23 protein-coding genes and 1 tRNA gene are annotated in these 24,741 nt (G+C 33.0%); 9 read left to right on the top strand and 15 right to left on the bottom strand.

Annotation, left to right across the window (positions count from 1 at the left end):
- Nucleotides 1–477 precede the first annotated feature (477 nt).
- The 4 genes from thrS to rplT all read left to right on the top strand — a co-directional run bounded on the left by thrS (nt 478) and on the right by rplT (nt 3,758).
- Entirely contained in the window at nt 478–2,418 is a 1,941-nt protein-coding gene (gene thrS / locus B8963_RS14105) for a threonine--tRNA ligase (RefSeq protein WP_084062572.1), read from the top strand.
- A 37-nt stretch (nt 2,419–2,455) separates the two neighbouring features.
- Complete coding sequence (infC, locus tag B8963_RS14100; RefSeq protein WP_262487894.1) at nt 2,456–3,007, top strand: translation initiation factor IF-3; 552 nt, start codon at nt 2,456–2,458, stop codon at nt 3,005–3,007.
- 115 nt (nt 3,008–3,122) lie between these two features.
- On the top strand, nt 3,123–3,320 hold the full coding sequence (gene rpmI / locus B8963_RS14095; protein WP_031444751.1) for a 50S ribosomal protein L35: 198 nt from the start codon (nt 3,123–3,125) through the stop codon (nt 3,318–3,320).
- 93 nt (nt 3,321–3,413) lie between these two features.
- Nucleotides 3,414–3,758 (top strand): 50S ribosomal protein L20, encoded by a 345-nt coding sequence (gene rplT, locus B8963_RS14090; protein ID WP_084062564.1) that lies wholly within the window; start codon nt 3,414–3,416, stop codon nt 3,756–3,758.
- A gap of 59 nt (nt 3,759–3,817) precedes the next feature.
- Here the strand turns inward: rplT and B8963_RS14085 are convergent, their stop codons facing one another.
- Nucleotides 3,818–4,084 (bottom strand): EF-hand domain-containing protein, encoded by a 267-nt coding sequence (locus B8963_RS14085; RefSeq protein ID WP_084062559.1) that lies wholly within the window; start codon nt 4,082–4,084, stop codon nt 3,818–3,820.
- 42 nt (nt 4,085–4,126) lie between these two features.
- Nucleotides 4,127–4,549 (bottom strand): secondary thiamine-phosphate synthase enzyme YjbQ, encoded by a 423-nt coding sequence (locus B8963_RS14080; protein WP_084062554.1) that lies wholly within the window; start codon nt 4,547–4,549, stop codon nt 4,127–4,129.
- A gap of 98 nt (nt 4,550–4,647) precedes the next feature.
- Between B8963_RS14080 and B8963_RS14075 the strand changes: the two genes are divergently transcribed.
- Nucleotides 4,648–5,460: an HAD family hydrolase gene (locus B8963_RS14075; RefSeq protein ID WP_084062550.1), complete on the top strand. Its 813-nt coding sequence runs from the start codon at nt 4,648–4,650 to the stop codon at nt 5,458–5,460.
- A gap of 36 nt (nt 5,461–5,496) precedes the next feature.
- Here B8963_RS14075 and B8963_RS14070 read toward each other — a convergent pair whose 3' ends face one another.
- The 6 genes from B8963_RS14070 to tgt all read right to left on the bottom strand — a co-directional run bounded on the left by B8963_RS14070 (nt 5,497) and on the right by tgt (nt 12,716).
- Nucleotides 5,497–6,759 (bottom strand): asparagine synthetase B, encoded by a 1,263-nt coding sequence (locus tag B8963_RS14070; protein ID WP_084062617.1) that lies wholly within the window; start codon nt 6,757–6,759, stop codon nt 5,497–5,499.
- A gap of 86 nt (nt 6,760–6,845) precedes the next feature.
- Nucleotides 6,846–8,396 carry a replicative DNA helicase gene (dnaB, locus tag B8963_RS14065; protein WP_084062545.1) on the bottom strand — a complete coding sequence of 517 codons (1,551 nt, stop codon included), beginning with the start codon at nt 8,394–8,396 and terminating at the stop codon, nt 6,846–6,848.
- Nucleotides 8,397–8,563: 167 nt separating this feature from the next.
- Nucleotides 8,564–9,517 carry an acetyl-CoA carboxylase carboxyltransferase subunit alpha gene (locus tag B8963_RS14060; RefSeq protein ID WP_084062541.1) on the bottom strand — a complete coding sequence of 318 codons (954 nt, stop codon included), beginning with the start codon at nt 9,515–9,517 and terminating at the stop codon, nt 8,564–8,566.
- A gap of 57 nt (nt 9,518–9,574) precedes the next feature.
- Nucleotides 9,575–10,468: a DMT family transporter gene (locus B8963_RS14055; RefSeq protein WP_084062537.1), complete on the bottom strand. Its 894-nt coding sequence runs from the start codon at nt 10,466–10,468 to the stop codon at nt 9,575–9,577.
- Nucleotides 10,469–10,503: 35 nt separating this feature from the next.
- Entirely contained in the window at nt 10,504–11,583 is a 1,080-nt protein-coding gene (locus B8963_RS14050) for an LptF/LptG family permease (protein ID WP_084062533.1), read from the bottom strand.
- Nucleotides 11,584–11,585: 2 nt separating this feature from the next.
- Nucleotides 11,586–12,716: a tRNA guanosine(34) transglycosylase Tgt gene (tgt, locus tag B8963_RS14045; protein ID WP_084062529.1), complete on the bottom strand. Its 1,131-nt coding sequence runs from the start codon at nt 12,714–12,716 to the stop codon at nt 11,586–11,588.
- Between the two features lie 248 nt (nt 12,717–12,964).
- Here tgt and B8963_RS14040 point away from each other — a divergent pair, with 248 nt between their 5' ends.
- Complete coding sequence (locus tag B8963_RS14040; RefSeq protein ID WP_084062615.1) at nt 12,965–13,552, top strand: outer membrane beta-barrel protein; 588 nt, start codon at nt 12,965–12,967, stop codon at nt 13,550–13,552.
- A gap of 74 nt (nt 13,553–13,626) precedes the next feature.
- Here the strand turns inward: B8963_RS14040 and B8963_RS14035 are convergent, their stop codons facing one another.
- Entirely contained in the window at nt 13,627–14,580 is a 954-nt protein-coding gene (locus B8963_RS14035; protein ID WP_084062526.1) for an FKBP-type peptidyl-prolyl cis-trans isomerase, read from the bottom strand.
- 78 nt (nt 14,581–14,658) lie between these two features.
- Between B8963_RS14035 and B8963_RS14030 the strand changes: the two genes are divergently transcribed.
- Nucleotides 14,659–15,051: an RNA-binding S4 domain-containing protein gene (locus tag B8963_RS14030; RefSeq protein WP_084062521.1), complete on the top strand. Its 393-nt coding sequence runs from the start codon at nt 14,659–14,661 to the stop codon at nt 15,049–15,051.
- A gap of 40 nt (nt 15,052–15,091) precedes the next feature.
- Complete coding sequence (locus tag B8963_RS14025; protein WP_084062517.1) at nt 15,092–15,589, top strand: phosphoribosyltransferase family protein; 498 nt, start codon at nt 15,092–15,094, stop codon at nt 15,587–15,589.
- Here B8963_RS14025 and B8963_RS14020 read toward each other — a convergent pair.
- Nucleotides 15,581–16,096 carry a shikimate kinase gene (locus tag B8963_RS14020; RefSeq protein WP_084062514.1) on the bottom strand — a complete coding sequence of 172 codons (516 nt, stop codon included), beginning with the start codon at nt 16,094–16,096 and terminating at the stop codon, nt 15,581–15,583. The two genes, B8963_RS14025 and B8963_RS14020, sit on opposite strands and share 9 nt — an antisense overlap.
- A gap of 149 nt (nt 16,097–16,245) precedes the next feature.
- On the opposite strand from B8963_RS14020, the gene B8963_RS14015 reads away from it, so the two are divergent.
- A tRNA-Lys gene (locus B8963_RS14015) sits at nt 16,246–16,318 on the top strand.
- A gap of 175 nt (nt 16,319–16,493) precedes the next feature.
- On the opposite strand, the gene B8963_RS14010 is transcribed toward B8963_RS14015, so the two are convergent.
- The 5 genes from B8963_RS14010 to B8963_RS13990 all read right to left on the bottom strand — a co-directional run bounded on the left by B8963_RS14010 (nt 16,494) and on the right by B8963_RS13990 (nt 24,740).
- On the bottom strand, nt 16,494–19,004 hold the full coding sequence (locus tag B8963_RS14010) for a TonB-dependent receptor (protein ID WP_084062510.1): 2,511 nt from the start codon (nt 19,002–19,004) through the stop codon (nt 16,494–16,496).
- A 117-nt stretch (nt 19,005–19,121) separates the two neighbouring features.
- On the bottom strand, nt 19,122–20,546 hold the full coding sequence (gene xylE / locus B8963_RS14005; protein ID WP_084062506.1) for a D-xylose transporter XylE: 1,425 nt from the start codon (nt 20,544–20,546) through the stop codon (nt 19,122–19,124).
- 202 nt (nt 20,547–20,748) lie between these two features.
- Nucleotides 20,749–22,152, bottom strand: a complete 1,404-nt coding sequence (locus tag B8963_RS14000) for a purine-cytosine permease family protein (protein WP_084062501.1) — start codon at nt 22,150–22,152, stop codon at nt 20,749–20,751.
- A gap of 40 nt (nt 22,153–22,192) precedes the next feature.
- Entirely contained in the window at nt 22,193–23,341 is a 1,149-nt protein-coding gene (locus B8963_RS13995; RefSeq protein ID WP_084062497.1) for an alpha-hydroxy acid oxidase, read from the bottom strand.
- 22 nt (nt 23,342–23,363) lie between these two features.
- Complete coding sequence (locus B8963_RS13990; RefSeq protein WP_084062493.1) at nt 23,364–24,740, bottom strand: FGGY-family carbohydrate kinase; 1,377 nt, start codon at nt 24,738–24,740, stop codon at nt 23,364–23,366.
- Nucleotide 24,741: the final 1 nt, after the last annotated feature.

Here is a 24,741-nt window from a genome sequence, read left to right as displayed (position 1 = left end):
CTTTAAGCTAATTCTTTAATCTAATTCTTTATCCAAATACCGTTTCCAGTACTTGAACGCTGTCTTACAATATGTCAATGAACTTCTTTAATTTTAACACTCTTCGTAGCTCCTAACTACCCTCACTCACTCCTCTTCTAATACCGTTCTCTCCGTAAGCGGGTGCAAATATACACACACTTTTAAACCTGACAAGTATAAATATCAAAATAATTAAAAATTTTTTTTCAATACATCACAACCCCTTATAAATAAGCACTTAACGATTTATAAAAAAGATAAAAAAAATACTAGAATTAAAAACTATATCAATTTTACTCAGTTCTACACCTCAAATACTCCATGATTACACCCCACTAAAACAACATCAAACTAAATAAGAATATCCAATTACTATATATGTTCAAAAATGAAATCTAAATATTGCCCGCATCACTCCTACATACTATCTTTGCATTTTATCATTAATAATAGAACATGATCAAGATTACTTTACCAGATGGTAGTATAAAGGAGTATGAGAAAGGCGCAACTCCTATGGATGTTGCTACAAGTATTAGCGAAGGATTAGCAAGGAATGTTATTTCTGCCAAGTTTAATGACACAATCGTAGAAACAACAACACCCTTAAATGAGGATGGTTCTATTATTCTATACACATGGAATGATAAAGAAGGTAAAAAAGCATTTTGGCACTCTTCTTCTCACGTTGTAGCCCAAGCTTTAGAAGAACTGTACCCAGGAGTAAAATTGACTATTGGACCAGCAATTGATAATGGATTTTATTATGATGTAGATTTAGGAGAAAGATCTATATCTGACAAAGATTTTCCTGAAATTGAAAAGAAAGCTTTAGAAATTGCAAGAGGAAAGCACGATTTTAAAATGCGAGCTATTTCTAAGCAAGATGCACTATCTATATATAAGGAGCAAAAAAATGAATATAAGGTTGAGCTTATAGAAAACCTAGAAGATGGCACTATTACATTCTGTGATCACGATATATTTACAGATTTATGTAGAGGAGGCCACATACCGAATACTGGTATTATTAAGGCTATAAAAATATTAAGCGTTGCAGGTGCTTACTGGAGAGGCGATGAAAACAAACCCCAACTTACTAGAGTATATGGTATTTCGTTTCCAAAACAAAAAGACCTTACTGAATATTTAGAATTACTAGAACAAGCAAGACAACGTGATCATCGAAAACTTGGAAAAGAACTAGAGTTGTTTACTTTTTCTGCAAAGGTAGGCCAAGGGTTACCATTATGGCTGCCAAAAGGCGCTGCTTTAAGAGAACGATTAGAAAACTTTCTAAAAAAAGCACAAAAGAAAGCGGGTTACGAAATGGTTGTTACCCCACATATTGGACAAAAGGAACTTTATGTAACTTCTGGGCATTATGCTAAATATGGGGAAGATAGTTTCCAACCTATTAAAACCCCAAAAATGGACGAGGAATTTTTACTAAAACCTATGAATTGCCCTCACCATTGTGAAGTTTATAATTTTAAACCACACTCCTATAAAGATTTACCTAAGCGTTTTGCAGAATTTGGAACAGTGTATCGTTATGAGCAAAGCGGTGAATTACACGGCTTAACTCGAGTTAGAGGGTTTACCCAAGATGATGCGCATATTTTTTGCACCGCAGATCAGTTGGATCAGGAGTTTAAAAATGTGATTGATTTATCTCTATATGTTTTAGGATCATTAGGTTTTGAGAATTTTACTGCTCAAGTATCTGTTCGCGATTTAGATAAGCCTGAAAAATATATAGGATCTGTTGAAAATTGGGAAAAAGCGGAAAATGCCATCATTAATGCCGCAAAAGAAAAAGGATTAAATTTTGTAATCGAAAGTGGCGAAGCTGCTTTTTATGGTCCAAAGCTTGATTTTATGGTAAAAGATGCCCTTGGCAGACAATGGCAATTAGGTACAATACAGGTAGATTACAATTTACCAGAGCGATTTGACCTCACCTACAAAGGCAGTGATAACGAGCTACATAGACCTGTTATGATTCACCGTGCACCTTTTGGAAGTATGGAACGTTTTATAGCTTTATTGTTAGAACATACTGGTGGAAATTTCCCTCTTTGGCTAATACCTGAGCAGGCAATTATTTTACCGGTTAGCGAGAAACATGAAAAATATGCAGAAAAAGTTTTAAATTCCCTAGAAAAACACGAAATTCGCGCTCTTGTTGACAAAAGAAATGAGACTGTTGGCAAGAAAATACGAGAAGCAGAAATGAATAAGATACCATTTATGCTGATTGTGGGAGAAAATGAAGAAGCTGAAGATACCATTTCTGTTAGAAGACATGGAGGTGAAGATTTAGGTTCTATTACAATTAATGACTTTAATGAATTGGTTTCAAAAGAAATAAATAGTACCTTAAAGTCGTTTTAAAAAAAAGAAGTTTAATTAAAATATTTAAGTCATAGCAATACGAAAGAGATTTAGACCCCAACCACGGAGGGAAGACAAAAACCCTCACAAGATCAACGAACAAATACTTTCTCCTAACGTTAGGTTGGTAGGTGATAATGTAGAAGTTGGTGTTTACCCAATTAGGGAAGCACTTAACAAGGCTGAAGAATTAGAGTTAGATTTGGTTGAGATTTCTCCAAATGCTGAACCACCTGTTTGTAAAATAACAGATTATAAAAAATTCCTCTACGAGCAAAAGAAGCGTGAAAAAGTCATGAAGGCTAAAGCGACTAAGGTTGTAGTAAAGGAAATACGTTTTGGACCGCAAACAGATGATCATGATTATGAGTTCAAAAAGAAGCATGCAGAGAAATTCTTAAAAGATGGCGCTAAGCTTAAAGCTTACGTTTTCTTTAAAGGAAGATCTATTGTATATAAAGATCAAGGTGAAATACTTTTATTAAAACTAGCTTCTGAATTAGAAGACTTAGGTAAAGTAGAACAAATGCCTAGACTTGAAGGAAAAAGAATGACCATGTTTATTGCTCCAAAAACGAGTAAAAAATAGGATTTAACAGTTACTATTATAGTAATAGTAAACGATAAAGAAAAGAAAATTGCCAGCTTAACCGCCGGCATTTTCAATAATAATAAGCGAGATAAATTAATAAACTAGGAACAAGATGCCTAAACAAAAGACAAAATCCAGTGCTAAAAAGCGTTTTAAGCTAACAGGCTCTGGTAAGATTAAAAGAAAGCACGCTTTTAAGAGTCATATTTTGACAAAAAAATCGAAAAAGCGTAAGCTTGCGTTAACTCACTCAGGATTAGTTCATGAGGCTGATGTTAACAGTATTAAAGAACAATTACGTTTAAAGTAATTGCCTCTTTACAGGTAAATTAAGTATTAACCATGGAGTTAGGCCAAAAAAGTGTCGATTATCGACCGCCTACTACAAAAACAATTTAAAAGTATGCCAAGATCAGTAAATTCAGTTGCTTCAAGAGCTAGAAGAAAAAAGGTAATGAAGCAAGCCAAAGGTTACTTTGGAAGACGTAAAAACGTTTGGACAGTAGCTAAAAATGCGGTTGAAAAAGCAATGTTATATGCTTACAGAGACCGTAGAAACAAGAAAAGAACATTCCGTTCTTTATGGATTACCCGTATTAATGCAGGTGCTCGTTTACACGGAATGTCGTATTCTCAGTTTATGGGAAGAATTAAAGCTAACAACATTGAGTTAAACCGTAAGGTTTTAGCCGATTTAGCAATGAATCACCCAGAAGCTTTTAAAGCAATAGTTCAAAAAATAAAGTAACAATAACAATATATCTCGCTTATAAAAAATCCGATTCTAACGAATCGGATTTTTTTATGCTACTTTATTTTGGCTATTGCCATTTTAAATTCTTCCCAATCTATTAATTCATCTTTACTCTTATCGTAACCTTCAACCAATTTTGAAGAGACTATACCTCTGATAAAACCGCTAATTTCTGCCTTCTTTAATAACTCGGTTATTTCTCCTTTGGTAAGTTTACCGTCGCCATCTTTATCAAAAAAAGCAAATGCTTCTTCGGGAGTTTTAAAATGATTGGTTATTAGAATTTGTATTTTATTTAAAACATCTTCTTTAGTTCCCAAATTATTATATTAAGCAGTACTAATTTAATTATTTTTTTAATGTTATACGCCCATGGCTGTTATCACTATATTTCTAGAATGTGCTTTATTTCTATGCTCACATAAATATATGCCTTGCCAGATACCAAGATTTAATCTACCATTGGTAATAGGGATTTGAACAGAAGCCCCCATTAATGACGCTTTAATATGCGCAGGCATATCATCAGGACCTTCATACGTATGAATATAATAAGGTGCATTTTCAGGCACCATTTTATTCATATGGTTTTCAAAATATATCCTTACCGTTGGATCAGCGTTTTCGTTAATAGTTAAACTCGCTGATGTATGTTTGACAAAAACGTGCAGCATACCCACTTCTATATTTTTGATTAGTTCAAGTGCGTTAATAATTTCTGTAGTTATTAAATGAAAGCCCCTCGGCAAGGCTTTTAACTTTATTTCTTTCTGATAAAACTTCATTCTATTTAAATTTAAAAGTATTATTACTACAAACTTATCTATTTATTAACGTTGTTCCCATCTTATAGAATAACTTTACATTCTTAAAACAGTATTATATGGATTTATCTCAAATAAAAATGGTGGTTACAGATATGGATGGCACATTACTAAATTCTAGCCACCAAGCGAGTAACCGTTTTTTTAATTTATTTAGAGAATTACAAAAGAGAGATATTCACTTTGTTGCGGCCAGTGGGCGCCAGTATAAAAGTATTCTAGATAAATTAGACCCCATAAAAGATAATATAACAGTGATTGCTGAGAATGGAGGTTTCGCCATTCAGAATAATACCCAATTAGTTTTTACACCATTGCCAAACCAAAGAAAGAAAGAAATAATTAATTTATTAGAAGGAGTAAATAATATATATCCTGTTTTATGCGGATTGGATAACGCATATATTAAAGGAGATTCTCCAATCTTTGAAAAAAAATTAAAAGAGTTTTATTCTAATTACGAATTACTAGATAATCTTAATGATTACCCGGGAGAAATTCTGAAAATTGCTATTTACAATTTTGAAAGCTCCGAAAAGCATATTTATCCTAAAGTCTATCATTTAGAGCAAGATTTACAAGTGAAAATTTCTGGTCAACATTGGATTGATATTTCTAGCAAAAATGCCAACAAAGGGTATGCATTAAAAAAAGTAATGGAGCATAATAACATTCAGCCACATGAATTATTAGTTTTTGGAGATTATAATAATGATTTAGAAATGTTAGCATTAGCCGATTACAGTTTTGCTATGGAAAACGCACATCCGAATGTTTTAAAAGCTGCTAATTATACGACTCGAAGTAATGACGATTTTGGGGTAGAACTAATTTTAGAAAAATTAGTGGAATCTCAAAAGTTGAAAAGTTAATGTTTGTTCTAAATATAAACTTATAAAACTCTAGAATTAAGTTTTCTGTTTCTTCTTTTTTGCGGCGGGGAACAATACGTTATTAAGTATTAATCGATATCCAGGAGAAGAAGGATGCAGCTCAAGTTCCGTTTTAGGATCCCCTACTCTATGCTGATAATCTTCAGGATCATGCCCACCGTAAAAGGTAAAAAATCCTTTCCCTTTTATACCATGAATATAACGTGCTTCTCCATTAATTTTATTTTCGCCCAAAACTAGAACAGTTGGTTTTATTTCACTTCGCTCAAAGGAAGTAGTCTGACCCATAAATCCTTTTACTAAACTGGTATGATTTTGGCAAAGCATTGTAGGGATGGGATCCCATTTTGCAGAAAAATCCATTAACGAGAAATAATCAGACTCTTTATCAATTAAACGTTTATTTGTCATATCAATAGATGAAAACTCATATTGCATCGGGTTTCTCTCCAAAGTAAAGTTGGTAAAAGCAAAAGTCTTTTCAAAGTCTAATTTAGATTGGTAATTAGCATCAGATGGATCCCCATCAAACATAGCCTCACAAATATCAACATTGTCTGAAGCAGCTAATGCTATATCGAAACTATCTGTGGCGGAACACATTGCAAACATAAAACCGCCTCCAATTACATAATTGCGTATTTTAAGTGCCACCGCTCTTTTTTCTTCCGAAACCTTACTATAGCCCAATTTAGCTGCAAGAGCTTCTGCAACTTTTTTACTTTCTAAATACCATGGAGCAGCTCTGTATGCAGCATAAAACTTTCCATATTGCCCCGTAAAATCTTCATGATGTAAATGCAACCAATCAAACAACACTAATTTATCTTCTAAAACAGCTTCGTCGTAAACCGTTTCATAAGGTATTTCGGCATAAGTTAAGACCATAGTTACAGCATCATCCCAAGGCAAAGTACCTTCTGGAGTGTAGACTGCAATTTTTGGTGCTTTTTCTAAAATTACAGCTTCTTGGTTCCTAGACGGACTTGAAATTTCTTCTAGTATCTGGTTTGCCTGAATATCTGAAATTATTTCAAATGAAACCCCTCGAATTTGACATTCCTTACGAATATTTTCTCCGTCTGGAAGTAAAAAAGAACCTCCACGGTAATTTAAAAGCCACTGTACTTTTTGCTGTTTTGCCAACACCCAATAAGTGATCCCATAAGCCTTTAGGTGATTCTTCTGACTCTCTGCATCCATAGGAATTAGAATAGCAGATGCCATAAGCTTAAAAGAGAATGTAATAAATAAGAGTGTCCAAAAATATTTAGACATTGTTTTAGCGTCTTTGTAAATTGAATTATAAAGATAACGTAAAATCATCGCAAATTTTATTTTTGCGAATTTGAACTTTCAATTAATTAGAAAGGCACATCATTATCATCTAAATCGGGAGAATCATTCATAGCACTGCCAAACGCTTGATCAGCATTTGGAAGATTTTTGGTTATAAACGGATTCTCTTGATTCGCATTCATTTTTGATTGAAACTCAAAAGGAGAGTCAAAATCATCTAAATTATCGAACTTACCTTGATTACCAATGAATTTAAGACGTATGTTTTCTAAACCACCATTTCTATGCTTGGCAACAATAAACTCCCCTTGCCCTGCTGTAGGTGTGCGCTCTTCATCGTCCCATTCATCAATTTTATAGTATTCAGGACGGTAAATAAAAGATACGATATCAGCATCTTGCTCAATGGCTCCAGATTCTCTAAGGTCAGAAAGTAAAGGTCTTTTAGTTCCTCCACGAGTTTCTACGGCACGCGATAATTGCGAAAGTGCAATTACAGGAACATTTAGTTCTTTTGCTAATGCTTTTAAGTTTCTAGATATTGTAGATATTTCTTGTTCACGATTTCCACCACCTTTTTGGCTTCCACCAGCGGTCATTAATTGTAAGTAATCAATCATGATCATTTTAATACCATGTTGAGAGGCTAATCTTCTTGCCTTTGCTCTAAGATCAAAAATTGAAAGAGAAGGAGTATCATCTATAAAAAGTGGTGCTTTCTCAAGTGTTTTCACTTTTACATTTAGCTGTTCCCATTCGTGTTTTTCCAGTTTTCCTGTACGCAACTTTTCTGATGATAATCCTGTTTCTGATGAAATTAGTCTAGTAATCAACTGTACAGAAGACATCTCTAAAGAGAAGAACGCTACCGGAATATTAGAGTTTACGGCCATATTACGTGCCATAGATAAAGTAAGAGCTGTTTTACCCATACCCGGACGTGCCGCAATGATAATTAAATCGCTAGGCTGCCAACCGGAGGTTAATTTATCTACCTTATCAAAACCAGAAGGAACACCGCTTAAACCTTCTTTATTTGCAATTTCTTCAATTCTCTTTTTTGCTTGAATAACTAAGTTTTGTGCTGTTTCTGCAGAACGCTTTAGGTTTCCTTGCGTAACATCGTATAACTTAGATTCCGCTGTATCCAATAAATCAAAAACATCGGTTCCTTCGTCATAGGCTTCTTGAATAATTTCATTTGAAATTTTAATAAGACTGCGTTGAATATATTTTTGAAGAATAATACGCGCATGAAACTCAATATGTGCTGAAGAAGCTACTTTTTGGGTTAATTTTATTAAGTAAAAATCACCTCCAACAGCTTCTAATTTGCCGTCTTTCTTTAATTGTGATGAAACGGTTAATAAATCGACCGGCTCTGATGTTTCGAAGAGTTTAAAAATAGCCTCGTAAATAAAACGATGTGCGTCTTTATAAAAAACTTCAGGGTGTAAAATATCGATTACCTCATCAATACCTTTTTTATCAATCATCATGGCTCCAATCACAACTTCCTCTAAATCAATAGCTTGAGGCGGTATTTTTCCGCGCTCTAAACTAATTAAGTTAGATTTATCTATTTTGTGTCCAATAATTGGGCTTGGTTTCTCCATAAGTACGAAAGTATGCAATTAACCTTCAGTTAGCATTAAAAATGACTATTCTATATTCACAGTTCATCAACAATAACCTTGTTAATAAGTTACAATTTTATGTTGATAACAAAAAAAATCTGAAGAATTAATTCTTCAGATTTCTCATTTGTAAGAAAAAACAGCTTTTAACCATTAAATACACCCATATTGGCATATTTATCCATTCTGTTTTTAATCAATTCTTTTGGTGATAACTTTTTTAATTCTTCAAAATGAGAAAGAATTTTACCTTGAACAATTTCAAAAGTTTTCTCTCTAAAGCTATGAGCACCGCCAGCAGGTTCACGTACGATTTCATCGATTAGCTTTAGTTTTTTCATATCTGTAGCAGTTAATTTTAAAGCATCAGCCGCAATTTCTTTATATTCCCAACTTCTCCATAAAATAGAAGAACATGATTCAGGAGAAATAACGGAATACCAAGTATTCTCTAACATTAACACTTTGTCTCCCACACCTATACCTAATGCTCCACCCGAAGCACCTTCACCTATAATCACAACGATTATTGGCACTTTTAAACGTGTCATTTCCAAAATATTACGCGCAATTGCTTCACCTTGTCCTCGCTCCTCGGCCTCAATACCCGGGTAAGCACCTGGAGTATCGATAAAACAAACAACAGGAATATCGAACTTTTCGGCAGATTTCATTAATCTTAAAGCTTTTCTATAGCCTTCTGGGTTAGCCATACCAAAATTACGGTACTGGCGCGTTTTAGTATTGTAGCCTTTCTGTTGACCAATAAACATAAAACTTTGATCCCCTATTTTACCCAGACCACCAATCATTGCTTTATCATCTTTGACATTGCGATCTCCGTGTAATTCTAAAAATGTATCGCCACAAATGGCATTTATATAGTCTAAGGTATACGGTCTGTTTGGATGTCTAGAAAGTTGAACTCTCTGCCATGCGGTAAGGTTCTTATAGATATCCTTACGAGTTTCCAGTAGTTTCTTTTCTATTTGCTTACAGGTTTCTGTAACATCAACATCGCTCTCTTCTCCAATAATCATGCACTTATCCAACTGCTCTTCAAGCTCTTTTATTGGAAGTTCAAAATCTAAATATTCCATGAGTACTCCTGTTTAATTTTATTCTGTAGACAAATATAAAACATTAAATAAGTATGCCTAACTCCTGTTGATTTTTTTTGTTTTTCGTTTGTTCTTGAGAAGTCCATTTGCTACCACGGTACTCAAAATTAATAATCCGCCAACATAGAAAAGTGGATTCATTTTTTCGCTATCACCTAAAAACAAAAATGCCAAAATAATACCGTAAACTGGTTCAAGATTAACAGTTAACATAACCGTATAAGGCGTTATATACTTCATTACCCGTACAGAAGCTATAAAAGCATAAGCTGTACATATGGATGCCAACAGAAACAAAAACAACCAATCTGCTTGTGATAATTGAAAAAAGCTAGGTTTAAAATCTCCGGCAAATGCTAAGTAAATAGACAGAAATACAACGCCAGATAATAATTCATAAAATGATATTACACTGGGGCGTTCGGTTTTAATTAGTTTACCGTTAGCGAGCGCGAAAATGGAGGATAATAAAGCCGATATTAAAGCCAAAATAATGCCTTCCATATATTGAGTCTCTACATTAAATATAATGTAAAGTCCAATAATAACTACTATTCCGAAAACAATTTCATACCAAATCATTTTACGCTTGTAAACAATTGGTTCTATTAACGCAGTAAAAAATGCACCCGTTGAGAGTGTTGCCAAGGCAACAGAAACATTAGAGACCTTAATTGCCTTAAAAAAGGTTAACCAATGTAACGCAATGACAATTCCAACAATAGCCATTATTGCTATTTTTTTTGGAGCAATTTTTAATGAAAACTTATTTATAGCAATAAACAAGATTATAATAGCAACGGCAATACCCATTCTAAACCATACTAAAGGCAAGGCATCTATACTAATAAGTTTGCCTAAAACTGCCGTAAATCCCCATATAAATACAATAAAATGTAAATGCAGGTAATTTTTAAGCTTATCGGTCATGTGATAATTAAAAGTGAGTTTAAAATTGGCACTAGTTATCGCTTAGCTTGTTTTAGCAAATAAAATGCTAGAAAACCAAACAATAAATTTGGCACTATAACTGCTAATAATGGTGAAAAACCTGATTGTTCTGCTAGGGTACCAAATACCCTATCGAAAAATATGTAGATAAATGCAACTAAAATTCCAAAAGCTAGATTTACTCCCATCCCACCTCTACGCTTTTGTGCAGAAACAGCCACAGCAATTAAGGTTAAGATAAAGGCTGTTATTGGCAATGACCAACGTTTGTATTTGACCAAAATATAGCTATTTATATTTGAGGCACCTTTTCGTTTTTGGTCTTCGATAAAAGTATTAAGTTCAAATAAATTTTTCGTCTCCGCTATATATGACACAGGTGTTAAATCATTAATTTGAAAAGGAAAAATAGTATCTAATCGCCTTTTGGTCTCCACAATTTCCTTTTCTCCCTTAATACTCCTTTTTACATAAGATGTTAATCTATATAAAGTATCTGAAGGAACCCATCGAATATTGGCTGCAGATAATTTATATTCCATTACATTATTTTCATCAAAGTGCTCCATGGTAAAATTATACCCTATCTGCCGAACTGGATCAAAACGACTTACATATATAAAATCTCTTTCGTTTAGTTGATTAAATATGTTCTCGGTAACTCTATCTTGCCTACCTTTTTTCAGATATTTAAACTGAAATTCATTAAATCCAATACTCGCATTGGGCACAATAAACATCCCCATAAAAAACATAAAAACAGCGACAAAAGTTGCCCCAATTAAATAAGGTCTTAAAAATCTGTTATAGGATATTCCTGAGCTTAAAATGGCAACAATTTCAGTATTGCTAGCTAATTTAGAGGTGAAAAAAATTACAGATAGAAACAGAAAAATAGGCAATAAGATATTCCCAATGGTTATCGAAAAGTTACCTAAGTAAACCATAATTTCATTAAACGGTGCTTCATTATCTTGCATTTTGCCCAACTGCTCAGCCAAGTGCACCATAATTCCAATAGGAATAAAAAGCAATAACATTGCCGAGAATGTTATTAAATAACGCTTTAATATGTATCTGTCAAGGATTGTCAAACTTAAAGTCTTTTATCCATTTGTTTTACCATTTTGTTTTTCCACTCGTAAAAATCACCAGCTAAAATATGCTTTCTTGCCTCACGAGTCAACCACAAATAAAATCCTAAATTATGAATTGTGGCAATTTGCTTTCCTAAATATTCATTTGCAGCAAACAAGTGTCTTAAATAAGCTTTAGAATATTCCGTATCAACAAATGTGATCCCCATTTCATCTATGGGAGAAAAATCATCTTCCCACTTTTTATTTTTAATATTAATGGTTCCATGCGCTGTAAATAACATTCCGTTTCTTGCGTTTCTCGTTGGCATTACACAATCAAACATATCTATACCCAAAGCTATATTTTCCAATATGTTAATAGGCGTTCCTACACCCATTAAATATCGTGGTTTATCTTCAGGTAATACTGCGCAAACCACTTCGGTCATTGCATACATTTCTTCTGCTGGCTCACCTACTGATAGACCTCCAATAGCATTTCCTTCTGCACCTACACCTGCGATATATTCTGCAGATTGTTTTCTTAAATCTTTATATGTTGATCCTTGAACAATTGGAAAAAAAGTTTGACTATAATCATACTTTAAAGGTGTTTTTGCCAAATGCTTTATACAACGTTCCAACCATCTATGCGTCATATGCATAGAGCGTTGCGCATATTTATAATCACAAGGATATGGGGTACATTCATCAAAAGCCATAATAATATCAGCCCCAATAACACGTTGAATCTCCATTACATTTTCGGGAGTAAAAACATGGTAAGACCCATCTATATGAGATTTAAATTTTACACCTTCTTCTTTAATCTTACGATTGCCTGACAAGGAGTATACTTGATAACCACCACTATCGGTAAGAATATTTCTATCCCAACCCATAAATTTATGAAGACCACCCGCTTTCTCTATAATATCTGTTTTTGGACGTAAGTATAAATGATATGTATTCCCTAGAATAATATCTGGATTAATTTCATCCTTTAATTCTCTTTGATGCACTCCTTTTACAGAAGCTACAGTACCAACAGGCATAAAAATAGGTGTTTCTATTTTCCCGTGGTCGGTTATCATTTCTCCTGCTCTAGCCTTGCTATGAGGATCGGTATGCTTTAATGTAAATTTCAAATCTTTTGTAAATAAGCGCAAATATAGTTAACTAAGAAGGGAATTTACTTAAGAAAAAAATAAAGTTGCTATTATGCTAAAGTTATCTTTCTTCTACTAAAGTGTTAACTAGTTTCTATAGAGAATTTAACAATCCATTATCATTTTCTTGACAATATATTTTTTGAAATCTCGTTGAGTTGGTACGAACAAAAAAGTATTATGGTATTGTTCTTGATACTATAACTTTTTTTAAATCTATAGAAAATATGAAGAAAACAATTTTTACTGCAATACTAGCTTTTGCAAGTTGTATTGCTTTTGCACAGAAAGATTCTGGTTTTGGAATTAAAGGTGGTTTAAACTATGGTGCCAACGGGGATTATTTTGATAGTGCAGCACAAGCCTACAAAAATCCTGATAGTAATGTTGGATATCACCTAGGAATTTTCGGCAAAGTTGGAGACAAGATTTATTTTAGACCAGAATTAATCTACACCAAGACAAAATCTGACTATGAAAACAACAGCTTAGATATGTCTAAATTAGATGCTCCATTACTTCTTGGAATAAATATTATTGGCCCGTTAAATGTGTTTGCAGGGCCATCATTACAGTATATATTAGATACTGATTATAATGGCATTACATTGGGTGATGTTGAAAAAGATTTCACCATAGGCCTTAATATTGGTGCTGGACTAACCATAGGAAATTTTGGAATTGATTTAAGGTACGAAAGAGGTTTCACTGAAAATGAAGTTACCGTAATTGATACCAATGGAGGTAGTTTTATTGGAGATCGTATTGACACTAGACCTGATCAATTAATTTTAAGTTTATCTATCAAACTATAATACTATAAAAGTTTAATAACGCAAAAAAGGTTCAACTTACGTTGAACCTTTTTTTATACTATTCGGACTAAATTTTATTTAGTGTCTGCATCTAAATAATCAGGTATACCGTCTCCATCTGCATCTGGAAATGTTATCGATCCGTCTGCATTAATCTCAATTTCATCAATTGTTGGTGTGCCATCGCCATCATCATCTGGGTCTAAATAATTAGGAACAAAAGTAAAAGCTTTTGCTTCTTCTACTTCATCAGTATTATCATTATTTAATCTTCCATTACCATCAATATCTTCCATATAAGACGGAATACCGTCACCATCATGATCCGTTGGATTTACAGCTAATAAATCTATCTTAAATATTATTGGAGAATATGCTGGAATAGATCCTTGGCTATTTTGATAATAACCTAATGCAGAAGGTATAAATAAAGCACCTATACCATAACCATCAACATCATAGGTTCCGTCTGGATTTTCATTTTCAGGATCATACGAGCTTCCTGACTTTAAAGCTGTTATCCCATGAGAAAATCCTGTAACTAATCCAGGAAGATTAAACCAAATTGGAGCCGCTGATGAATCAAAAATGGTCCCATCTAATAATTCACCTTGATAACGAACATAAGTTGAGTCGGCAAAAGTTGTAGCATCACCAATACCCTGACGTGCAATTATATAATATACTTTATGCTCTATTTCTTCAGTACCATCAATACCTACATTCTCAGACTTTACAGTTAGTGTTTTAAACCCAAAACTTTCAGAATCTTTTAATGCTATTTTATCACTATTATCCCCAGCAATGGTATCAATAACTATTTTATAATCAAAATCAGCTGGTGGATTTGCAAATTCTTCATAATTATAAAAATGAGTAGAAAAATATTCTTGCATTTTTTGCTCATCTTGTTCAAAAATTACGCTAATATCTGTTGGCGGTACAATTACAATACCGTCATCATCTTTCTTACAAGCGGCAAAAAGCAATACACCAGACACTATAAAAATTACACTTCTTAATTTCATCAATCTTATTTTAAGTGCCGCAAGATACAATTTTCCCCTATTTTTGTTTAAAAGATTAAGAAAGAATTACCATAGTATATGCGAATAGATAAATACCTCTGGTGTGTGCGTTATTTTAAAACTAGAAATATTGGCACAGAAGCATGCAAGAAAGGACATGTGAAGCTCAATACTGTAATTGCCAAACCTTCGCGAGAAGTTTTACCTATGGATAAAATCATAGTCCGCAAGAACCAAATAAACTATGAACTGACTGTTTTAGACATTCCTCAAAGTAGAGTGAGTGCTAAATTGGTAAACATCTATAGGTTAGACACCACTCCTGCATCTGAATTTGAAAGTAATGAACTACTACAATATTCAAAAGATTACTACCGTAAAAAAGGAACTGGAAGGCCAACCAAAAAAGACCGTCGAGATATAGAAGATTATATTGATGAATCATCAGATATTAAAAAAGATGAAGAGTAAACAACAGTTTCTTTATCTTTGATTTGAAAATTAATTGATTATGCAAAATAGAATTTTAACACATCAAGAAATACAACATAAGGTAAAACGTATTGCTTACCAGATTTACGAAGCAAATGTTGATGAAAGTGAAATCATCATTGCCGGTATAGATGGAGGTGGGTTAAATTTTGCAAAAAAAATAGAAAAGGTGTTAAAAGAAATTACACAAGCTAAAATCACCATCTGCAAAGTAAGTATGGACAAAACCAATCCGCTTCTTACAGGTGTTAAAACATCTATTCCTGAAGATGAATACGCAAACAAATCGGTTGTATTGGTAGATGATGTTCTTAATTCTGGAACAACGCTAATATATGGAGTGCATCATTTTTTACGTGTACCCTTAAAGCAATTAAAAACTGCGGTATTGGTGAATAGAAATCATAAAAAATATCCAGTAAAGGCTGATTATAAAGGCATTTCATTATCTACATCTTTACAAGAGCAAGTAAAAGTTGAGTTTAAGACAAATAACGATACTGTTTACTTAAGTTAATCTCCCTATTATTTCTGCAACCACTTGGTCTGAAGTTTTATTATCACAAGAAATACTATTTGTAGCTTGTTGATAATAGAAGCTGCGTTCAAATAAATGTTTGCCAATAAATTCTGGCATCTCTGCAGTCTCTATATTTTTGATTAAAGGTCTATGTTCTTTTTCTAAAGTTAAACGTTCAACAAGTGCGGCTATAGAAAGTTTTAAATAAAATACATTAGTTGATTTTGAGTTTATCACCTCCATATTTTGAGAATAACATGGGGTTCCTCCTCCGGTAGATAAAATAAATGAATCTTTTTTACTCATTAATTCTTTTACAAAATTATGTTCCATTTTTCTAAAATAGATCTCACCGTGCTCTTCAAAAATTGTAGAAATTGATTTTTCAAGTTGTCGTTCGATGTAATCATCAAGATCTATAAAATTGATATTCAATTTCTTAGAAAGCAATCTACCAATAGTGCTTTTACCACTTCCCATATAACCAACTAGTACAATTTTCATATTCAGATTTTGTGTAAAATTGAATTAAAATATAGTCAATTCAAAAAAAAATAATTTTTTTTAAAAATAGGCTTGGATAATTAATTATTGATAGTATATTTGCAGCCGCTAACAGGGTAACTAACCTGATAGTTTTTTACTGAAATAATGACCTGGTAGCTCAGTTGGTAGAGCATCTCCCTTTTAAGGAGAGGGTCCTGGGTTCGAGCCCCAGCCCGGTCACAAAAAAAAGCCTCTTAAATCTTGGATTTAAGAGGCTTTTACTTTAATAATCCTTTCCCTATTAGTAACGAATAGAAAACTTCGTTAATGAAACTCTTTTCTTGATAAGATATGAAATGTATTAAACTTAATGTAAAAAACATCCTATATATAATGAGTAGTGTTTAAAACAAACTCAAAATTCTCGTTTCCCAAATTCACTATCAATGAATTTAGATTTGTTTTTGGCTTTATTAAATGTATAGGATAAATTTAGTGTTATCATATCAACTTCGTAAACATAATTTGTAGTGGTATAAAATTCATTCGCTCTCCAAGTAGTAATTCGTTGCTCGTTGGCTTTTAAAAGACCCATATCTATATTTTGCCATAGCAATGTACCTACCAGTCTACCATCAAGAAATGACTTCTTAAATGTTAAATTTGGTGTATAGAATTCTGAATCTTTACCTTGTGCTGTATTTGTCTGTGACAAATAATTAAAAGTAAATTGTAATGACGTATTTGTCCAAAATGAATACGTTGAATTAATATTAAAAGAGTATATAGTTGCACTACTATGTACATCATATACTCTTTCAATACCATCTCTATGCCTAAATACAAACAATCCATCAATGGCATTATTATAAATATTTGCGCCAATAAAATTACTCCAATTTTTTGCTGCTTTAAACTGTGTACCAATTTCTAAACCATAGGTATTACTTTTTCCAACATTGGAGTACACCCGATTCAAAATGGAATCATTAACAGATCCGTTTGTCTCATAAGCTAACGTATTTACTCTGTTTATAACATTGTCTACATGCCTATAATATGCTGTTGCAAATATTGAATTTCCACCGTTCAAATTCTTTGTAATTCCAAGTTCTACCAAATCAATAAACTCCGGTAAAAGTCTATTATCTCCTTGTTCAAAGACTTCTGAATGCTCACGCTCTGCAAAACTGTTCATTTTTAACGTTGTAGTACGCTCAACTCTTTTACTGTAGGCTGCCTTTAGCTTTGTGTCCTCGTCAATTGTAAATTGTAAAGATGCAGATGGAAATAATTTTACAAAATCATAATTATAAACATTTGGAATAGTTTCACTTTTTAGAGCTTCAGTGTACACCCTATCCATTGACTCCACCCTTAAACCAGTGGCATAGTCTACTTTGTTTTTTTTACCAGTTAATTGTGCATATGCTGAATGAATCGTTCTTTTTAATTCAATATCGCTAGAGAATTCAGGTACTATAACTGCATCCCGCTCATAGACAAATTCTCCTGAATGCTTTAACTGTCTGAACTGATAACCCGTTTCTATAGTACCAAAAGAGAATGGTTTCCATGCATAATCTAAATTATAGCGTACGCCATGCAACGGATTATCATTGGTGTTATACTCTTGCTGATAGACTATCCCATATGCTGGTGTATCAACATTATCATTATAGGTAGGACCTCCTAAAAAAGTATATTCATACAAAAACGAGCTTGAGATTCTAGAATCATTTATAAAATGATGTGTATAGTCAAAATTCCCTAATGCAAAATCGCCTTTTCGCGTTCTTAAATTATGATTATAATATTGAAAAGTATATAATCTATTCGCACTCCCAATTGGACTGATCGCATGGTTGTCAAAATATGTAATATCCGCGAGTCTATCAACGGTATGTTTTCCTGCAAAAACTCCTAACGAAAATTCATCAGATGTATTTGGAGTGAATGCAACATTAAACCTACCATTATAGCTCACATCATCAAAACTTCGCTCTCCATCTGATGGTAAAAAAGTTTGCTTATTTTCAGCTTCATCAATAATAAAAACATCACCTTCTCTCCTACCAGTTTTGTCATTACGTTGATAACTTGTTCCGAAAGAAATGTTCCATTTTTCAGTTTTGTTGTTTATGATAGCATCTATTCCATAACGTTGAGCGGGAACTTGTGTATTATACGGCTGTATGGATGGAAATCCGCCACGAAGATTAATCTGTGTAAATATTCCATCAGTAGCTCCTTTTTTGGTTAATATATTGATAATACCTCCTTTTCCTTCAGGATCATATTTAGCTGATGGCGCTGTTATTAATTCTACCTTCTCTATTGCATTAGCTGGTAACTGTGCTAAAATAGCGCTAACATCACCCTGTGTAGGTTTTCCATTTAATAATACAGTAAATCCTTTACTACCTCTTACGCTAATTTCTCCTTGACCGTCAATAGTTACAGATGGTAAATTTTTAATAACATCCACTACATTTCCTCCTTGACTACTCTGAAAATTTTTAGAATCAAACACTTGTCGATCTATTTTATGAACTACTGTTTGGCGATCAGATTTTACAACAACTTCGTTAAGTTGATTTCCTAAAACTAGTTCAATTACTCCAAGATCTATTTGTGGTTTTATTTTGCTTATTTCTATATTTCTTATGGTTATTGTTGCATACCCCACAAAAGAAGCCTCTATATAATAAATTCCATTTTTTGTTTCCGATATAGCAAACGCCCCTTCTTCATTGGTTATAACACCTGTTATTAAACTATTATCGAGCTGATTATAAAGGGCCACTGTTGCATATTCTAATGGATATTGATCTGCAGATTCTTGTATTTTTCCTTTAATTTGTGCTGATGAATTTGAGAACAGCAATAACAAAATAAGCACGCTTAAAATAGTTTTGAAATCCATAAAAAGTTAACCTAAATTAATAATTGTGCGGGTCTAGCTTAAAATCATGTTTCATTAACAAGTTTAAATTAGACAAAGAAGATTTTTTGTTTTATTTTTTGGTTTTTATTAAGTTAGTTAGCCATTATTTTCCCATAGACTTTCCATTTCTTCTAAGGTTTTTCCTTTAGTTTCTGGAACAAATTTCCAAACAAACCACATTGCAATTAACGACATTATACCGTAAACCCAATAAGCAAAACCATGATTAAACATCTCGGTTAGTTGCGTATTATCATTCATCATAGGAAAAGTTAAAGACACAATATAATTTGCAATCCACTGCGCAGCAACAGCAACGGCCATTGCTTTACCACGAATTTTATTAGGAAAAATTTCTGAAAGTAATACCCATGTTACTGGACCCCAACTTAGGGCAAAACTTGCCACATATAACATCATACAAGCAAGTGCTAAATATCCTGTTGCTCCAGTAAAAAATACAAATCCCAATGCGAGCATAGCCACTGCCATGCCTAAAGCACCAATCAACATTAAGGGTTTTCTGCCTTTATTATCTACAGTTTTTACTGCTACAATAGTAAATAAGAAGTTTACAACACCAACAATTATAGTCAGCAATAAGGCGCCATCGGTATTAGGATCAATAGATTTGAATATTTCGGGCGCATAATACAACACCACATTTATACCCACAAATTGCTGAAAAACAGATAAAGCAATTCCAATTAAAATAATTCCCCATCCATATGTCAAAAGTTTTCCTGATGTTTCTACTATTGAACTTTTTATTTCAGCCAAAATTCTAATACCCTCCACTTCACCATTTACTTTTTTAAGTACTTTTAATGCCTCTTCTGATTTGTTTTTTAGCATTAATGAACGTGGCGTATCTGGTACAAAAAATAATAAACCTAAAAACAATCCTGCAGGTATGACTTCAGAAGCAAACATCCATCTCCATCCCACTTCATTTAACCACGCATCAGATCCACCACTTTTTGAAATGAAATAGTTTACAAAATAAACAACCATAAAACCTCCTACAATTGCTAATTGATTAAAAGACACCAATTTACCCCTACTATTAGCAGGTGCTATTTCAGCAATATACAATGGTGATAACATTGAGGCTAATCCCACGCCAATACCACCAAGAATTCTATAAAAAATAAAAATATTGGAAAAAGTATGATCTAAATCACCTATTGGAGCTATAAGCATTTCAGGCATTGCAGATCCTAATGCTGATATTAAAAATAAAATAGCTGCTAATATAAGACCGTTTTTCCTTCCAAATTTTTTACTAACTAATCCACCAAAAATTCCACCAATAATACAGCCAATTAATGCACTTGCTACTAAAAAACCTTTATAAGCATTTGCAGCAGCTTCTGATAAGTCCTTAGGAATTACAAAAAACGTGTCTAAGGAACCTACTGTTCCTGAAATTACTCCCGTGTCATAGCCAAACAGTAAACCTCCAAGGGTAGCAACTAAGGTTAGTTTTATTAAGTACTTTGAATTTGATGATGTTTGCATATATACTAATCAATTAGATGAATTTCTAAATAAATATTAATTTCGTTTTTCAATAATTTTCAATGATACTCTCATATATACCTCTGAACAAACTAAACCTCACTTTTACAGATTGTTATATATAATTAGTAATTTTTCAGAAACTGATGTATCTATTTTTAATATTTGTTAAATCAACAAATAATTCTAGAAAATGTAACCGCTATTTTTGAAATCGTTTACTAAAAAACAAAAAGAGAATACCACATAATAACCATGCCGGAAGAGTTACAAAAGACAGAAACACATCGAACTTAATAGATATAAAGTAAAACAATCCAAAACTAATTGCCCAAGCCCAAAAAACCGAAATGTTAAAAGATAAATTGGCAGATTCAGCATAGTTTTTAATTATTCCTGCTTTTTTATAAAAGAAATGTTCAAATACAATTATTGCGCCAAAAGGTGCTAAAATAAATCCATAAAGCGCTACGAAACCTAATAATTTCATTGCAAATGCTGGAAACAAACCTGCAATTGTAGCTACAGCACCTGCCAAAATAGTAACTTTGGCTGTTGATAATTTAGGTAATATTGCCTGAAATGCTAATCCTGCTCTATAAATAGTTGGATTTGCAGTAGTCCAACCTGCTAACACTACCGCGATGATACCAAATATTCCAATAGCATTATTCGCCAAGGGTCCAGGAGCAACTGGTGGTGCTTCGCCATTGCTCAAAAATGTTTGAGCTTCTGGAGATTTTAAATATACAGCATATAATAATGCTGCAGCTATCCATGCCATATAATGACCTACATACATCCCTGCTGCAGTTGTCCAACCAGCTTTAGCTTCTTTTGCGAATCTAAATACTGATAAATCAGACATACCAACGTGCATAGCACCATTAGCAAACCATGACCATATAACCACATGCCAAAAGGTATATTTTATTTGTCCTGGAAAAGGTTCAGCACCTTCACCCCATATATTCCAAAAATCTGCGAAACTAGTAACACCTAATTGGTTTAATGCAACAATTCCACATGCTAGAAAAGCAACTACTATAATAGGACTCATCCAATCTGCCGCTTTTGATACAGTGTCATATCCCCTAGCTGCTATAATAGATATAACTGTACCAATCAATATTACTATAATAATCCAAGTAAGACCATTAGGCATTGTATCTGTTAATTTTGGCATAGGCATATTAAAGGGAATGCCCACGGCTGTAGCAGAGACCGTTATCATGGAACCAGCTAAAAAACAAAACAATATACCATTGGCTAAATTATAACCAGTAACTAATTTTTTACCACAAATCTTTTCTAATTGAAAATATAAAGTAAGTCTGTTTTTAACAGCTATTTCAGCTGTTAAAAATCGCCAACTTAAAACAGCTAATAGATTACCAATTAATAGACCTACAATTAGATCGAAGGCACTAACACCGGCAGTTAGGAACAAAGGTCCAATCATAAACTCGGTTCCAGCGGCATGCTCCCCTGCATACATTCCTATAAAAGTCTTCCACCCCTTTAATTTGGATTTCGGAACAGGTTCTCTTTCAAATTCTCCTCCTGCAATTTCCTCCACCTCTTCATCAATATTGTATTGGCTCATATTAGTTTAGCTTTAGTTAGTTATTCGTATGCGGTATAAATTATTTTATTAAATGGTTTGGAAAATCTGTAGTTTTTTCACAACAAATTTGCTCCATAACTTGTTGCAATTCTGTTTTTAATAATGAAATGGTATGGTTTCCTCCTCTTTTCCCAAGTGCAGAAACACCGTACATAAATGAACGACCCATAAAAGTAAATTTAGCTCCACTTGCCATTGCTCTTGCAACATCTGGTCCGGAACGAATTCCACTATCCATCATTACCTCTATTTGCTCACCATATTTTTCTGCTATCGAGGTAAGCGGTTTTACTGTAGATTCACCAGCGTCTAATTGGCGCCCTCCGTGATTAGACACAATGATTCCATCTAATCCAAGACGAATAGCTTCTTCAGTATCATAATCTGATGCAACACCTTTTAAAACTAATTTACCTTTCCACATATCACGGATAGGCTTTATCTTTTCTTCATTTAATCTTCCACTAAAAGTTTGATCCATAAACTTACCTAATTGTTTTAAATCTAAACCTTTTGGCATATAAGGTTTTAATGTTTCAAAGCCTGGTTGTCCATATTTTAGCGTTTCCAAAGCCCATTCTGGCCTGCCAAAAACTTGCAAAATATTATTCAGGTTCATTTTTGGAGGCATAGCCAAACCATTTCTTATATCGCGTGGTCTAAATCCAAAAGTTGGAACATCACAAAGTATTACCAATACAGGACATTCCGCAGATTCTGCTCGTTTAATTATATCGTCACGTAGCTTGTTTTCTGTAGGATGGTACAATTGAAACCATGCTTTTCCTTCTGTAAGTTCACTCGCCCTTTCAATACTTGTTGTGGTTACTGTACTCAATATAAAAGGGATATTATGTTGAAATGCTGCTTTTGCTAATATTTCTGAAGAATTAGGCCACATTAAACCTTGGAGACCAACAGGGGCAATGCCAAAAGGCGCATCATATTCTACACCAAATAACTTTGTTTTTAATGAAGAACCTTTATGTTTTCTAAGGTAATTTGGTCTTAATTGCACCTCTCTAAGTTCAGATGTATTTCTTTTTAGATTAACATCTTCATTGCATCCACCATCTAAATATTCAAATGCAAATTTGGGTATTTTCTTTTGCGCTCGTTTTCGTAAGTCATCAATAGAAGGAAAACGGGTATCAAATTTATTAGCCATACTTTCTTTTTAGTAAAAAATGTTAAACTTTAACAATAAAAGGAACATGCTTTTTCAACGAATAGTTCTCTTTTAAAAATTTAGAATTAAGTTTATTATCTGAAATTGAAATTGCTGCACCTAATGCAGATCCAAGAGATGCATCTGTTGTACTTAATTTTTTATCTCTAAAATAATGCGAAAGTAATTTTATATAAATATCATTATTACTAAATCCTCCATCAATATAGACTCTTGAAATTTGACATTTACCTAATGCTTCTTTAATATACTTTATCTGAACCAATACAATCTCAATCATTAATTGATGATAGGCATGTTCATATTTATCATACAACATATGTGTTTTTTCAGGCATGTCCTTATCATAAATACTTTCCCATTTAAAACAATGCTTAAAATCTTGCATAATTTCGAAATAAGTATCATAATTAAACTTGACTGATCTATGAAAATCATCTTTTACACCAAATTTTTCATCTAATTTAGCTACTTGCAATTTGTATTCATTGCCTAAAAACATTCGTGTTGCTTTAACAGGCTTGCCATTAATACGCATGTAATTTATAACATCGCTTTTAGAAGCTACTGAAGGAATAGAATTTTTCGTAAAAGGATTAAATACAATACTCCATGTTCCTGTTGAAACTAAAACAAATTTTTTCTTAATACTCCTAATATAGGGCAATAACGCTGCCGAACTATCATGAATTCCAACACCAATTTTTATACGGTTGCCATTATAATTCATATTTATACTTGTTTCGGTTGAAACAATCGGCGGCAAAATCTTGTCAAGTTCTTCTTTATAAACCCAATTATGGTAATCTTTTTTTTCGTAATCCCATAAGGCCGTATGACAACCTATACTTGTATATTCACTAAGAGGTATTCCGGTAAACACATAACTTAAATATTGAGGCAAGTGTAAGGAGTACTTTATTTTAGAGAAGATTTCCGGCTTATCTTTTTTTAACCAATAGAGTTGTAGGCCAGAATTTAACATGCTTAAGTCTCCACACCCTGTAACTTTTAAAAACTCATTTTTAGGTCCATACTCTTTAAAAAATGAATTTATTATAGTTTGCGGCAATGGTTTTGTATAATTATAAAGTGGTGTCAGTGGATTACCATTTTGATCTATATGCACTAAACTTGCCCCATAAGTAGAAAAGTTAATTGCTTTTACTTCAAACCGTTTAGACTCAATAATTCGGTTAAAAACTTTTTTTAACCATTTTTGTAATTCAGAAAGGTTTTCTGTTGGATGGCCATCTTCGTCTTCAATTTCATCAAAAGAAATATATTCTTTATGCACTTCTTTAAAATCTCTATCAAACAAAAAAAACTTTTTATTAGTCTTTCCAATATCAAAAACAGCGGTTACCTTTTCCTTCATT

It is taken from the genome of Cellulophaga tyrosinoxydans (assembly GCF_900176415.1).
Classification (GTDB): Bacteria; Bacteroidota; Bacteroidia; order Flavobacteriales; family Flavobacteriaceae; genus Cellulophaga; species Cellulophaga tyrosinoxydans.
The sequence above is the reverse complement of the archived record's forward strand: the minus strand, read 5'-3'. Positions and strand labels throughout refer to the sequence as shown.